Raw genomic sequence first — 15,573 nt, 5'->3', positions numbered from 1 at the left:
CGATTTTTGTTTTCCACTGACGTGAAATCAGAATTTTTCCTTCCTTTTTAACACTACTTCACAGTCGTTAACACTTGTTAACAAACTGGCTATCCGTTAACGCTAATTAACAAATAATAATCAGTATATCAGCAGTTGAAGACCCATTTTTGTGAGCACAAAATTAATATATTTTATATGAAAACGAATTTAATTACCCAAAGTATCTGCCTGAGTTTTCTTTTTTTTATAGCATTCACAACGAAGGCCTCAGCACAGGAATATATGGATGCATATGTGAGATATGCAGTGACACATATTGCAGATTCCACACGAAAAGACAGCCCTGTCAAACAAGATATGTATGTCTATGTATCTCCTAATTATTCCTACTATTCGAAAATGAAACCGGAGGCTTTTGCTCCAAATCAGATGACATTTTCGTATGACAATACTCCATCAGATGCTGTAGACAGCTATTTGTATAACAAAGCATTGCAGCAATATTTTAAAATGGAATTTGTGGGTAATCTTTTTAGAGTTCAGGCGGATAAGAAAACAATTGATTGGGATATAAAAGATGAAGAAAAAGAGATAGGTGGCTATCAATGCATCAAAGCTATTGGTACATTCGGCGGACGAACCTATGAAGCATGGTACACTCCGGAACTACCCTATGCCTACGGACCATGGAAACTGGATGGTCTTCCGGGGCTTATTCTGGAAGCCAGAGATCTGAATAGTGATATCATATTTGCCTATTCAGGCTTCAACAAGATGTCCGAGAAGTTTGACTTTACTGAATTATTGGGATTGGATGAAACTTCTCCTGAGAAGATTGCCAAAGCAAAAAAAGCAATGGAAGCAGATATGCTGGCATCTGTCCTCGCATCAGTACCTGCAGGAAGCAATGTGACATTCAAGGGGGAAGATGGTAAGGAGATATCCAAAGAAGAAGCCGAAATGCTGATCCAGCAGCATAAAAAGAAACAAGCTAAAGAAAAATCTTTCGAACTCAATAACCCTGTTGAAATCCATAAATAATGAGAGGCATTATTCTGATGATCCTAAGCCTTCTGGTAATGCACCAGAAGGTCCATTCTCAACAATATGCGGAGGGAAATATACGCAACAGTACAGATGCCATGATTCCTTATGTTACTGTCTCGCTGATAGATGTTAATCACAAAGTCATCAAGTCACTGCGGGCAGATAGTAAAGGGAATTTTAAAATAGAGATTGCAAAAGAACTGAACCGTGATAGTTTGCTCCTGGAATTCAAACATATTGCCTACGTTACACAGCAGATCGCATTGTCATCACGTTCTGTAGCATATGCAGTCAAACTGGAAGATAAGCCAATCTCACTGGACGAAGTACAGGTGAAGAGCAAACCGCGGATCCGGCAGAACGGAGATACCACGAGTTATAAAATGGGGTCTTTTACTTCTGCAGAAGACCGGAATATAGGCGATGCTATCCGCAGAATGCCCGGTATGGAGGTGGATGATGCCGGCGTGATCAAGTATAATGGAACGAAAGTATCCAATATGTATATTGACGGAGATGATCTTTTAAATGAAGGCTATGGAATAGGAACACGTACCATAAAACCTGAAATGATTGAAGATCTGGAAGTCATACAGGGACATGAACATCGGAAAGTCAAACAGGGGCTGTCTAAATCGGATCAGGTTGCTATCAACCTGAAAGTAAAAGAAGATGTCAAACTCAAATGGTCAGGCCAGGCGAGGGCAGGAGCCGGATTACCTTATGGAGTAGAGACCGATAATAATGCAATGACATTCAATAAAAAATTTAAAACATTGAATAACCTGCAGGGAAATACTGTCGGAGATGATATGTCAAAGGAAGTCACAGCAACACATTCCTTTGACCTGACCTCCGCTACTTCCGCAGGCAGTCCCGATATACCGCTTAACAGATATAACAAAAACCACTCGTTGGCTATCAATCTGAATAACTTGTACAATCTGAACAAAAACTGGCAACTGAAGAATAATGTCAATCTGTGGGGAGACCGGGTAAACAGACAGAGCAGTAATCTCCAGAATTACAGAATTGATGATCAGCTGATCAGTTACGATGATCGTATAGAGACGAAGTCCAGAGCTATGTACGGAAATATAAGCCTGGGGCTGGAGTCGAATACAGATAATTATTTTTTCAAAAATCAATTCGCCTTCAAGGCAGGAAGTTTAAAGGATAACTCCTTTATAACGAACAACAACAATGATTTTTTGCAGCAGGATCGTGATCAGTCCTACCGGTTCAGTAATAGTCTGGAATATATCCCTAAGCTCCGGAATAAAAATATACTGACCGTGTACAGTAATATAAATGCAGGCCGCCATAAGGAAAATCTTAGCATTTCACCTGGTATTATGAAGGATATTCTGAATGCAGATAATCCTTATAAAGAGGTAAGGCAGCAGGTAAAAACGCCTGAGCTTTCCTTCAATGCGGGAGCAAGCTACACTTTGCCCGGACGTATCATGAATCAGGAGTATAAGGCAAATTATCAATATAGAGACATACGTCTGGAATCTGATCTGCGACTGGCAGATTTGGATCATCAGGTCAGACCTGTCTATGGATTTGTGGATAATGCTTTCAGATGGAAAGAGAATGTTGTTGAAATTTCAGGTACCTGGGATGCAAAATTCAAAAAATCTGAATTACAGGTGAGACTACCGGTACAGTATGGACGATGGAATCTGGCAGATGAGAATTTTGATTTTCGTGATGTGGAGAACCGTGTTTTCTTTAATCCAGTAGCTTCTTTTAAACAATATGTATATAACAAGGATTACATCAATCTGTCCTATGCGCTCAGAAATGTAACAGGTGCAATAGATAACATTTACAAAGGGAAAATTTTGGTCAATTTCAGAGACCTGATCGCCAATGATGCACGTTTTGATGTACGCAAACAGCAGAATATGATGTTGGATTACAGCTTTCAGCGTCCTTTGGAGCTGCTTTATATGAATGCTTCACTTTCTTATTCGCAAATGAATGCCAACAATATTGTTTCCCGGAATCTGACAGCATCAGGGATACAGTCGGTCTTTATTCCACTTAAAAATAAGATGAATACGCTGAATTCCAGCTTTGGTGTGAGTAAGTACTTTGCAGGCCTCAAGACCTCTGCTTCACTGAAATCTGCTTATAACATTACGCATTACAATCAGCTATTGAATGAGCAGTTGCTGCCTTATAAGAATGCTGAGCTGATTGTTGAGCCAACTGTCGAATTTAAAGGTATTCAGGGAGTAACCTTAAGTTACAAAAGCATATGGACTATGTCCGGAAATACCGTCGACCAGGAACTGGCTACAACCTCAGCTTTTGACTCAAAAAACCAATTATGGGTCAACAATCTGAGTATGATGTATGTGCCTTTCTTTAATTTCTTTGTCAAAGGAAGTGTAGCGCACCGGAAATTGGAACAGACCAATCTGAAAAGTATTCAGAATACTTTTCTGGATATGAATATCAGATATAAGGTTCCGAAATGGAAAATGGAATTTGAGCTGGAGATGCGAAATCTGACCAATATAAAAATGTATGAGTCTTATGCAATCAGTGCTGTGCAGGAAAGTATTTCAAGATATCCGCTCAACGGGAGCCTTTCTTTATTCAGAATGAGTTATCTGTTCTGATCTGAAAAGAGAAATGTAGTATAATAGGTTGTAGCAAAAATAATATCAGTTTTGGAAGCGAAGATTGAAACTGACGGATCGTAATTTTCCTGATTTCAGGTGCCTACGATCCGTCAGTGATCATGTTAGCTGGATTTTTTTAAAGATACGATAGTTTGTAAGACCACAGAGATCATTACCAGTAGTAAACCTATGTAAAAGAACAGGTTTAATTGCTTACTCTCATTAAAAAACAGAAAAGCCAGTATGATCGCATAAACAGGTTCGAGATTAAAACTCAGATTTACCGTAAATGCCGGAATCTTTTTGAGGGATTCCGCAAATAGAATATAAAGCCCTACAGTACAGAAGGACGCCAGTAGTACCAGATATCCGATATCTCTCAGATCCGGAAGGACGGTTTGTACAGGAAATGCATACAGATAAAACGGCATCAATATTCCTAATCCTATAGTTCCACCTATCATTTGGTAGTAATTGATAAGCCTGCTGTCATAGTTTTTCACAATACGCTCATTGAATAACGTATACAGAGCTGCAAAGGCGGATGAAATAATTCCCAGGCCTATGCCTAACTGATAGGACGAATCAAAATGAAAAATTAAGGCTATACCTGCTAATGTCAGCACACTTAGGAGTAGCTCATTCACATTGAATTTACGGCGGTTAATGAGCGGGTCAAAGACAGCGGTGAAAAAACTGGTTAAACAATAGCAGACTACACCCACGGAGATATTGGAATATTTGATACTGGCATAGAAAAATACCCAGTGCAGCGTAATGAACATGCCGATTTTGGCAATATCAAATTTTTCTTTTGTTGTAATGTGTCTGGAAACATGGAATAGTTTTAAGATTATCCATAGGATAATAGCAGAGAATAAGACTCTGTACCAGACCAGAAGGCCTTCATTGACAGTGATAAGTTTTCCGAATATACCGGTAAAACCTGCAAGTATTACAGCAATATGTAATACCAGATATGATTTTTTCATAAAAGAATTGTCTTCCTGTTCGAAGAGAACAAGGGTATAAAAATTAATAAATAACTAAAATCAGATTATAACCAGTTATGCCAATCAGCTGATCCGCAATCTGTATAATCTATATGTCCGTTAAATATTAAGGGGTAGGAGGAGGAAGACTACTCTTTCTGTTCATATGCATGCTTTTCTCAAAACTAATAAATTACAGTGAAAATACAAATTATTTAGCTTCGGATAAGTTTGACTATTAAAATAGCCAAAACTGTAAATATTAAAATTATGTAAGAATAAAAAAGAACAAATAGTGACCCACCGTGATAAAAATCTGATGAATTGCCAAACAAAATAATGTTGAGAAACAAATTGATCGATAATATTATGCTAATAAACTTTTTGTTTTTACTCTTTTTGACCAGAATAAAATAAAGCCCGATTAAAAATACAAACAGGTAAGTTATATATAAGAGTATGAATTCATGATCAATAGGAAGCATAAATTGTTTTCTCAAAACTAATGAATTACATGAAAAATACAAATTATTTATCTCTACTGGTGGGGTGATTAACAGAGCTTCAGAATCAAAATCAGGGAAATAAAAAAAGGTTTTCAAACGGGGAGAGTGAAAACCTTTATAACCAATTATAAACCTAAATTATGATGATACAAATATAGTGTATTTATAACACTAAGTGCAAATTTATTTTTATTTTTTTTCAAAATAATTCACAAATAGTAGGGAGAATATACAATAATGTGCACAAAAATAGTGGTGAATACAGTGCTCAGAAGTATTGCAAATCAGCTTAGAAATGCTGTTTTTAGCCAGTGCAGCTTGTTTTTACTGTATTTGCAAAAATATTTGTGAATAGTGATTCTTTATTTATATTTGGTCTAAATAATGATAATAAAATATCTTTATCAGCATCATACTTAACTTAATATCACTAATGAAAACAAAAATTGCTATCTTTTTAGCACTATGCTCTTTAATGAGCTTCAGTTATGCACAGACTTCCCGCATCACTGGTATCGTCAAAACAAGTGACGGACATATTGCCGAAAATGTTGTAGTCCTGCTGAACGGAGGAAAAGCATCCAAAGTTTCGGAACTGGGAGTTTATGAATTCAATAACCTGAAGCCCGGCAATTACAAGATTACAGCCAGACATATTGGTCTGACTTCCAGGACCATCGAAGCGAAAGTATCGGAAGGAGAGACCAAAGTCGTTGATTTTATAATGGCAGATACCAAGCGGCAGCTTGATGAAGTGCTCGTAGAAGGCCTGAAAGGACTTGTAGAGGAGCAGCCTTCTTCCAGTCTTCGGGTGCAGACTCCACTTCTGGAACTACCACAAAGTGTGCAAGTCATCAGTTCTTCTGTCCTTTCCAAACAACAGATTTTTAATCTCGCAGACGGCGCGATACGCAATGTCAGTGGTGTGAGCAGACAGAGTCACTGGAATGATATGTATGTCAATATCCATATGCGCGGATCACAGATACAGGCATTTCGCAATGGAATGAATGTAGTAAGCTCATTCTGGAGTCCTTTATCGGAAGATATGTCTACAGTAGAGCGTATTGAATTTGTGAAAGGTCCCGCAGGCTTTATGATGTCCAGTGGTGACCCGGCAGGTATATATAATGTCGTTACTAAAAAACCGACAGCCGAAAATAAGGGAGAAGTAACTTTCTCCGCAGGAAGTTTTGAAGCCTTACGTTCCACTCTTGATCTGAATGGCAGATTGAGTAAAGATGGAAAGTTGCTGATGCGAATGAATGTCGCAGCGGATAGAAAATCTTCATTCAGACCCAATGAAAACAACAAACGATTTGTAATCGCACCAGTATTATCTTATGAACTGAATGAGGATACGAAATTGACATTTGAATATACCTATCAAAAAGCTAAAATGACCGATGTGGGATCTGCCTATGTGATGTCACCATTTGGTTATAAATCTCTGCCACGTGATTTTACCTTTTCAATGCCCGGACTGGAGCCGTTTAATGTAGACGAGCATAGTGCCTTTCTGACTATAGAACATCAGCTATCCAAAGACTGGAAACTGACAGGACAGGGCGCCTATTTTAATTACAATCAGATAGGAGCGAGCAGCTGGCCGAAAGATATCGCAGCAGACGGCAAAGTGATTCGTAAATCAGACATATGGGATGCTCAGAGCGAAATGGCTATGGGACAGATTTTTCTGAACGGACAGGTTCGTACGGGTGGCGTACGGCACCGCATACTGGCTGGTCTTGACGTGGGAGATAAAAAATATGATGCAGACTGGAATCAGTCTCAGGTACTGGATTCTCTAAACGGAGGAGAGTTTGATCCTCAAAATCCGGATTATACGCCTGATTTTGGTTTTAAACCCTTCGACAGAAGTCTTCCTGTAAGTCAGCGTTCGGCAACTGGAGGTGGTGCTATGGCTACGAAATACTCCTCTGTGTATATACAGGACGAACTTGGTTTCTTTGAAGATGCTTTGCGTCTTACATTAGCAGGCCGCCTGACTACCATGTCCGTTGCAAACTGGGGTGGTAAACCTGTGAAAAGTACCAAAGTAACGCCCAGACTGGGATTATCCTATTCCATTGATAAACTTACCTCTGTATACGGACTATACGATCAGGCTTTTCTGCCGCAGAACGGAATACTGTTTGACGGCTCTGAAGTAAAACCAATAACCGGTAATAATATGGAATTGGGTATAAAAAGAGATTGGTTTGGTGGAAAATGGAATACTACCCTTGCCGTCTATCAGATCGTGAAAAACCATGAAATCACTTCTTACGGGCCGCGTCCGGAGATGAGCATGGAAATCGGGCAGAAAAAAGTTAAAGGAATCGAACTGGATATTAAAGGAGAGATTCTCAAAGGACTGAATGTTATTGCCAATTATGCCTACACAGACGGAGAGATTACGAAACTTAATGAAGGCGTTGGAAATCAGTTCTTCGTAGGACAGCGACTTGACGGTGCAGATAAGCATATTGCAAATGTGTGGCTGGATTATGAATTGATAAGTGGAAAATTAAAAGGATTGAGTTTTAATGCAGGTATGTCCAGCAACAGCGATCGAGCTACAGGATTTTATTCGAATGATAATCCGGAATATAATCTGGAGGATTACCTGCGTTTTGACGGAGGACTGGGCTACAGACACAAAGCATTTTCAGTCCGCCTCAATGTCAATAATCTGCTGGACAAATATCTTCTGGCCGGAGGAGCTTATTATACGAATTACTTTACTACTCCGGTATATTCCTGGCAGGCAGATGCTCCCCGAAATTACAGACTGACTATGAGCTGCAAATTCTAACAACTTATTTAATACGCTGATCCACACTAATTGACGGAGCTTTGCCAGACTGGTAAGGCTCCGTCGCTATTTGGATCGATGTAAAAAGACTTTGATATACAGCTAAATCAGGTAGTAATCCATTAAATTTATTAACTAAGGCCACTGATATTGAAATTTATTATCTAAATTGGTTCGTAGAACAGTAAACACCAATTTTAAGACCATCGACCAGAGAGAATTTAAGTTGTGAAATGATATGGCAGATAGTCAATTAACAGATTTTCGTCAAAAAGAAGAGGCATTTGTAATGCGTAAGCTGCATGACCGACAGTGGCAGAAGTTGTTACATTTCTGTTACAATATAGTTGGCGAGGAAGCAGAAGCGCAGGATATCGTGCAGGATTCTTTTATGGCAATATGGAAGATAAGAGATCGTTGGGAAACTATCGAAAGTCTGGATAATTACCTCTTTATGGTCTGTAGAAATAATGCCCTGGCTTTACTCAAAAAGCAAAAGGAGATCAGACGTCTTGCTGAAGATATTGCGATTCACCTTCAAAATCGGATACAGCATAGCGTCCTGGAACATATATATGCTTCCGAAACAAACCAACATATACAGGGACATATTCAAACTTTTCCTGCAAAGATGAAAGAGGTTTTTCTGTTAAGCCGCGAAGAAGAGCTGAGTCAGAAGGAAATTGCAGCGAAATTAGCTATCTCAGAAAACACTGTTAAAAAGCAGATTAACAATGTGTTAAAAGTTTTGAAGAAAAAACTTTAAAAAAATATATTTTTTGTCTACTACCTCCTTTAGCTTTTTCACTCTTTATAACAAATAAAGAATGATGAACCCAAAGCAAATCGAAGAGCTTATACGTAAATGTCTCAATGGAGAAGCAACTGATGAAGAGCAACAGTTGCTTAATTCTTACCTGGAACAGATAAGTCAGCATGATCTGCCTATTCCTGAGGATCGTCTTTCTGATATGAAGCAGGAATCATGGACAAAATTACAGCAGAAATTTGTTGGTAACGAACCCCTGCAACAAAAGAAAGGTACTAAACGCTGGATTTGGACTGCGGCTGCTGCTGCGGTCGTTTTTGCTATGGTCACAGGAATATTATTCCTTCGCTCTCCAAAAGTTGACAAACAACCCCTGTCCGCAAAGAGGGCGTTCGCAGATACGGTCGTGTATCCGGCGACAGATAAAGCTTATCTGGTACTTGCAAATGGCGGTACAATAGACCTGGAAACACCTGAAAGTGCGCAGAAAGAAGTAAAACAACAACTGGATGCAAATATCAACATCGATAAGGGTATGATCTCCTTCAGAAATACCGATAAAAATAAAGAAGCCGCCGGGTTATATCAGACACTTGTCGTGCCTGCAGGAGCTACTTATAAACTAACGCTATCGGATGGGACCAGAGTCTGGATGAACGCTGCTTCCAGATTAAAATTTCCGTTAGGATTTGAGAAGGACAGAAGAATGGTGGAAATGGATGGCGAAGCATATTTTGAGGTAGCTAAAGATAAGGACAGGCCATTTATTATAAAAAGCAGACGGCAGGAAGTAAAAGTGCTGGGTACTTCATTTAATCTGACAGATTTTGCAAATGACAAAAACAGCAGAACAACTTTGGTAGAGGGATCCGTAGAAATAACGAATCGTAAAAATAACCAGAAACTGTATATGAAGCCGGGAGAACAAACAATAGCCGGAGAGCAATTCAGGAAAATGAAAGTCGATCCATCTCCTTATATCGCCTGGAAAAACGGATATTTTGATTTCACGGAATCTAATAGTCTGGTCGATGGTATGAAACAGATTGAACGCTGGTACAATGTGAAAGTGATTTTTACGAATCCAAATGAAAACAGAAGCTGGGCCGGAAAAATGAAAAGAAATATGACGCTAAATGAACTGGTAGGACAACTCAACTTTACCGGAATCAAATGTGAGATAGAAAACAGAAATACAGTCAAAAACCTAATTATAAATTAAAGTATGAGATAGAAATTTTAAAACCAAAAAAGGGTTGCTACTAACAACCCTCTTATTCAAGTAAAAACAATGCCCGATAGATCCATGTACCAAATACATCTAAATGGGTGTGCTATGTATTCACTTAACCTAACCAAAACTAATGAAAATTAATCAATTGCCCAAAGCATTAGGGCATAGAAAAGACTGCTCTTATCTCGTGCCCGCGATGGAGCGAACAGGACATTACATCTACCAATATCGTATAGTAATCATGAAACTCAAACTATTCGTACTATTTGCATGTATAGCAATAGGACAGAGTAAAGCCACCGTATTTGCCCAAAAATTTACTTTACACGAACGTAAGGTCTCGTTAAAAGTAGTTTTTGACAAAATCGAGAAAAGCTCAAATTATGTATTCTTCTATGACCGCAAAGAAGTAGAAGAAATAGGCAGAATTAATGTAAATGCCATTGGAATGCCGCTGGATCAGTTACTATCCATACTGGCAAAGGACAATGGATTTACTTATAAAATCGTGAAGAATAATATCGCGATAAAAAAGAGCGATAAACCCCGACCACAGGAAACGATTCCGATCAGCGGAATTGTAAGGGATTCTACAGGTATCATTCAGGGAGTATCTATACAGGTCAAAAACAAAGCCACCATTGCCACTTCCACAGATGTCAATGGCCGGTTTATTCTGATGGTTCCTGCGGATGCAGTATTGACTATCAGTATGATCGGATATAAGCGTCAGGAGATACAGATCAATAAGCAGACGGCGTTTGATATTTTTCTTGAAAAAGATGATGCACAACTGGATGAAGTCGTGGTTATCGGATTTGGAACGCAAAAGAAACAAAGTCTGGTCAGTTCTGTAGCAACAGTAAAAGGAGAAGAGCTGAAAGGATCCAACCGTAGTCTGAGTAACAGTCTGGCCGGAAAATTACCAGGGCTGATTGCTGTACAGCGATCCGGCGAACCGGGCTATGACAACTCCGAGTTCTGGATACGGGGTACCAGCTCTTTCTCCGGAGGGACGAGCCCGCTTATACTGGTGGACGGTATACCGCGTACTATGAATGATATAGAACCGGATGAAATCGAAACGTTCACCTTACTTAAAGATGCAGCAGCAACAGCCGTTTATGGTGCCGAAGGTGCAAATGGTGTCGTGTTAATTACTTCCAAAAGAGGTATTGCACAGAAAACAACTATTGCTTACCGCGGAGAATACACTACTCTCAGACCTACACGTATCCCTAAGTTTGCGAGTTCAGCAGACTATCTGAGTATCTACAATGAAGGTCTTATGAATGAAGGTAAATCAGCTATGTTTTCGGATGAGCTGATTGCTAAGTACAGATCCGGAGAAGACCCTGATCTGTATCCCAATAGCCAATGGTGGGATCTACTCATGAAAGAAAATACCAACAACACGAGACATACACTGAGCTTCAGAGGGGGAGGAGACCGTATGAAATTCTTTGTGTCAGGTGCTTATTTCGGTGAAAGCGGACTGTACAAAGTATCCAATGATTATAACAACAATGCTGGTATCAAGAGATACAATCTTCGTTCAAATATAGATCTGGATGTGACGAAAACCACTTCTCTAAGGGTAGATCTCAGTGGTCAGTATTTACAGGGGAACTATCCTTACAATTCGGCAACAAATATTTTTGAACGTTTTTCCAGAATCCCGCCGTATCTCTTTCCTGCAAAATATTCGGACGGAACACTTGCCGGCCATCCTGCACAGGATGCCAATAAAGTCAATCCTTACAACCAGCTGATGGAATACGGATACCGGAAAGAATGGCGTTCGTTTATCCAGTCCCGAATAGACCTGAACCAAAAGCTGGACTTCCTGACAGAAGGCCTGAAAGTAAGAGGTACAATTAGTTACGATTCAGAAGGATTCTTTAATATGTCGCGATACAAAGCACCAAAGACATTCTATGCAACTGGAAGGGATGATACCGGAAAGTTGATTTTCAAACAGATCAGTAATGAAACTACTATTGGAGAACCGCAGGAAACCAGCTCAGGGCTGAAAAAAATCTATATGGAAGCCGCCATCAATTATGACCGTTTGTTTGGGAATAAGCATCAGGTAAACGGGATGCTATTGACATACCAGAAAGAGCAACAGTCCAATTCGGATGCCTTAGCTGTACGTAAACAGGCTTATATAGGTAGAGGTGTCTATACTTTTGATAACCGATATGCTATAGAAGCTAACTTCGGTATCACCGGATCAGAAAAATTTGCAGAAGGATATCGTTATGGCTTTTTCCCGGCTGTAGGTATTGCATACAATATTTCCAATGAACCTTTTTTCGGAAATGAGCTTAAGAAAGTGATCAATAACCTGAAAGTGAGAGCATCCGTAGGAAAAACCGGAAACGACGATACCGGAGGTGCACGATTCCTGTATCGCCCTACATTTTCAGATGCTGCAGACAACGGCTACAGCTGGGGTATAGGAAGTACAGGTACACTGAATAAAATAAATGGTATAGTGGAAGGGCGATTTGCTTCACCTTCGCTTTCATGGGAAATTGAGATTAAAAGAAATTATGGTATAGATCTGGGCTTTTTCAATAACTCTATTACCTTACAGGTTGATTATTTTGACAACAGAAGAAGTAATATCTTGATGCAGCGCCGTACGATATCCGGTGTAGCCGGATTCAGACAGGCTCCTTTCCAGAATTTTGGTGTAGTGACCAATAAAGGGATAGAAGGTGGAATGAATATCAACCATACCTTCGGAGAGTTCAAAATAGGAGCATTGGGTAATTTTACATTTGCCCGCAACAAAATAATAGAAATGGATGAAATCCCGCAGTTACATCCGTGGATGAATACAACAGGGACACGTATCAATGCACTGAACGGTATGTGGATTTCAGATGGCCTTTACAGAGAAAATGATTTTAATGTAACCCTGGGTACTGACGGTAAAAAACAATATACCCTGAAAGATGGAATCCCTACAGCCACCACGATGCCTAGTCCCTTGCCGGGCGATCTGAAGTTTAAGGATCTGAATGGCGACGGAATTGTAAACGAATTTGACCGTTCGCAGGATGTTGCCAATCCTATAGTGCCGGAGATTATCTATGGATTCGGACTCAATCTGCAGTACAAAGGCATCTATGCCAGTGTATTTTTCCAGGGCGCTAATAATGTGTCGACCAATCTTAATAATCAGGGAAATGCTTTTCTGCCTTTTCAGTGGGGACTGACGGAAAGTAATGTCAGACAGGAAATACTGGAAAGCCGCTGGACCGAACAAAATCCTTCGGATAATGTTTTCTTTCCCCGTGTTCGTGTTGAGAACCTGGGAAATACCAATACTGCTACAACATGGTGGGTACGTGACGCTTCATTTTTGAGATTGAAAAATGTAGAGATCGGTTATACATTACCCAAATCTCTTATTGAACGCCTGAAGTTCAGAAATACCCGATTGTATATTATGGGACAAAACCTTTATGTATGGGATAAAGTGAAAATGTATGATCCGGAACTGGGTAACAGTGCAGCAGGTACCAAATATCCGTTGCCTCGTACATGGACATTCGGACTGGAAATCACACTTTAATTAATTACTACATTCATTATTGACGATATGAAAACATTATTAAAACTATTTATCTGCATCAGTCTGATATTGGTTTTCTCGTCTTGCGAGAAGTACCTTAATGTTTCGGACGAATTGGCCGAAGAGATGGATATGGAAAAGATTTTTTCCAATCCTGCCAATGTGCGCAAATTTCATAGAAATATCTACACGGGTATACCCAATACGGCTGATTATGCCCGCGGACTCACAGGACTGAATTTGCCCTGGCCACAGATGTCTGACGAAATCGACAAGACCTCCGACGGAACAGACGATAATACATTTTTGTATAATGCCGGTTCGACTACCCTAGGACGCTGGTCGCTTTATCAGCAGATCAGACAGGCAAATGTTTTTCTGGAAAATGTAAAAGAAATTCCGAATAAAGGGGATGCAGATTTTCTGGCACAACAAGAAGTAAACGAACTAAAGGCACAAGCCCGTTTCCTGAGAGCTTATTACCATTTTCTGCTTTTCGAACTTTACGGACCTGTACCGGTTATGAATACAATCGCAGATCCGTCTCAGAAAGATATTGACTATGCACGGAATTCGGTAGACGAGGTCGTGGACTTTATCGACAAAGAATTGATAGAATGTATTACAGATCTTAAAGATCCCAATCTGACAGACCAGCAAAATCTTGCTGTACCTACAAAAGGAACTGCACGCGCACTGCGGACTGTTGTACTGGCCTATGCTGCAAGTCCGCTATACAATGGCGGATATCAGGAAGCATTAAATCTCAGTAATAAAGATGGCAAGAAACTCTTTCCGGCATATTCTAAAGAAAAATGGAACAGAGCACTCGCTGCAGCTAAAGAATTTATTGATTATGCCAACTCAGGTGTGTATGAACTCTATAAAGTATATGATGCCGGCAAATACAATCCGGACAGAAGTCTGTATGAGTTATTTATGACGTATAACAAAGAGACCATATTTGTGCGTTCGGATGTATCCTGGGGATCTGTACCACGTGCAGGAGTGGATGGTTTTTCGGTGCCAAGAGGTGCCCGCGGAGGTGGCACCACTACGGGGTATCTCTCTGTTTTGCAGGAGTTGGTGGATGATTTCTTTATGATTGACGGCAAAAGTATTGAAGAATCACCAAAATATGTTGAGGAGGGATTTTCCAAAGCAGGTGATGACCCTTCCGGCCGTACCAAAATCGGTACATATAATATGTATGTCAACAGAGAACCCCGTTTTTATCAGACGGTATTCTATAATACCCGTAACTGGCATGTCGGTAATGAGGTCATTACTTTTCAGAAAGGCGGTAACTCCGATAATTCACTGACAAAGATCTACCCTAAAGCCGGAACAATTCTGTATAAAAGGCTGAGTAAGAAAGTCTATGATCAGGGAAGTAATCCGAAAAGTGAATACAGACCGGGTATTATCTACAGACTGGCAGACTTGTACTTATTGTATGCTGAAATCCTGAATGAGGTAGATCCTTCTCATCCGGATATCATAGAATACATTGATCGTGTGCGTTCCCGTGCCGGTATCCCTTTGCTAAAAGATATCAATCCCGGCATTTCTGGCCAACAGGAGAAACTTAGAGAAGCTATCCGTAGAGAGCGCAGGGTAGAGCTTGCTACTGAAGGACAGCGTTACTTTGATGTGCGTCGCTGGATGCTGGCTGAGACTGAGGGATACAAGCAAGGAGGGCAGGTGTTCGGGATGAATATGGAAGCCCCTACATTAAGTGGCTTCTATAAACGTGTTCCGATCGAAACCAGACTGTTTTCTAAAGCAATGTATCTTTATCCGATTCCGTTGACCGAAATACAAAAAAGCAGACTGCTAGTACAGAATCCGGGTTATTAAAAAATATAGATTGTAATTGTTGAGTTTATATAGTAGGCTAAAGGGTGTGGATTTCCACACCCTTTTTTGTTTATAGTCATAAAGGTGGGTTCGTAAATAGAAGTGCAGTCCTTTTTCTGAGCCCCGGTTATTTTTGT

8 protein-coding genes are annotated in these 15,573 nt (G+C 39.9%); 7 read left to right on the top strand and 1 reads right to left on the bottom strand.

All coding sequences use genetic code 11. From position 1 onward, the window contains the following. Window positions 1-177 precede the first annotated feature (177 nt). Both I6J03_RS22355 and I6J03_RS22350 read left to right on the top strand, forming a co-directional pair. On the top strand, window positions 178-1,023 hold the full coding sequence (locus tag I6J03_RS22355) for a GLPGLI family protein (protein WP_201694033.1): 846 nt from the start codon (window positions 178-180) through the stop codon (window positions 1,021-1,023). Next, entirely contained in the window at window positions 1,023-3,665 is a 2,643-nt protein-coding gene (locus tag I6J03_RS22350; RefSeq protein ID WP_003006786.1) for a TonB-dependent receptor, read from the top strand. Before I6J03_RS22355 ends, I6J03_RS22350 begins: the two co-directional genes overlap by 1 nt. 125 nt (window positions 3,666-3,790) lie before the next feature. Here the strand turns inward: I6J03_RS22350 and I6J03_RS22345 are convergent, their stop codons facing one another. Beyond that, on the bottom strand, window positions 3,791-4,660 hold the full coding sequence (locus I6J03_RS22345; protein WP_003006783.1) for a DMT family transporter: 870 nt from the start codon (window positions 4,658-4,660) through the stop codon (window positions 3,791-3,793). A gap of 939 nt (window positions 4,661-5,599) precedes the next feature. Between I6J03_RS22345 and I6J03_RS22340 the strand changes: the two genes are divergently transcribed. The 5 genes from I6J03_RS22340 (at window position 5,600) to I6J03_RS22320 (ending at window position 15,436) form a co-directional block, all read left to right on the top strand. Next, a complete protein-coding gene (locus I6J03_RS22340; RefSeq protein WP_003006780.1) occupies window positions 5,600-7,984 on the top strand; it encodes a TonB-dependent siderophore receptor in 2,385 nt (794 codons plus the stop codon). Window positions 7,985-8,222: 238 nt separating this feature from the next. Beyond that, entirely contained in the window at window positions 8,223-8,750 is a 528-nt protein-coding gene (locus tag I6J03_RS22335; protein WP_003006777.1) for an RNA polymerase sigma-70 factor, read from the top strand. A gap of 61 nt (window positions 8,751-8,811) precedes the next feature. Beyond that, window positions 8,812-9,975, top strand: a complete 1,164-nt coding sequence (locus I6J03_RS22330; RefSeq protein WP_003006774.1) for a FecR family protein — start codon at window positions 8,812-8,814, stop codon at window positions 9,973-9,975. A gap of 142 nt (window positions 9,976-10,117) precedes the next feature. Continuing rightward, complete coding sequence (locus I6J03_RS22325; protein WP_003006771.1) at window positions 10,118-13,576, top strand: SusC/RagA family TonB-linked outer membrane protein; 3,459 nt, start codon at window positions 10,118-10,120, stop codon at window positions 13,574-13,576. A gap of 27 nt (window positions 13,577-13,603) precedes the next feature. Further along, window positions 13,604-15,436: a RagB/SusD family nutrient uptake outer membrane protein gene (locus I6J03_RS22320; protein WP_003006769.1), complete on the top strand. Its 1,833-nt coding sequence runs from the start codon at window positions 13,604-13,606 to the stop codon at window positions 15,434-15,436. The last annotated feature ends 137 nt before the right edge of the window (window positions 15,437-15,573 follow it).

Origin of the sequence: Sphingobacterium spiritivorum, from assembly GCF_016724845.1 — a bacterium.
Taxonomy (GTDB): Bacteria; Bacteroidota; Bacteroidia; order Sphingobacteriales; family Sphingobacteriaceae; genus Sphingobacterium; species Sphingobacterium spiritivorum_A.
This window is presented reverse-complemented; position numbering and strand designations above follow the sequence as displayed.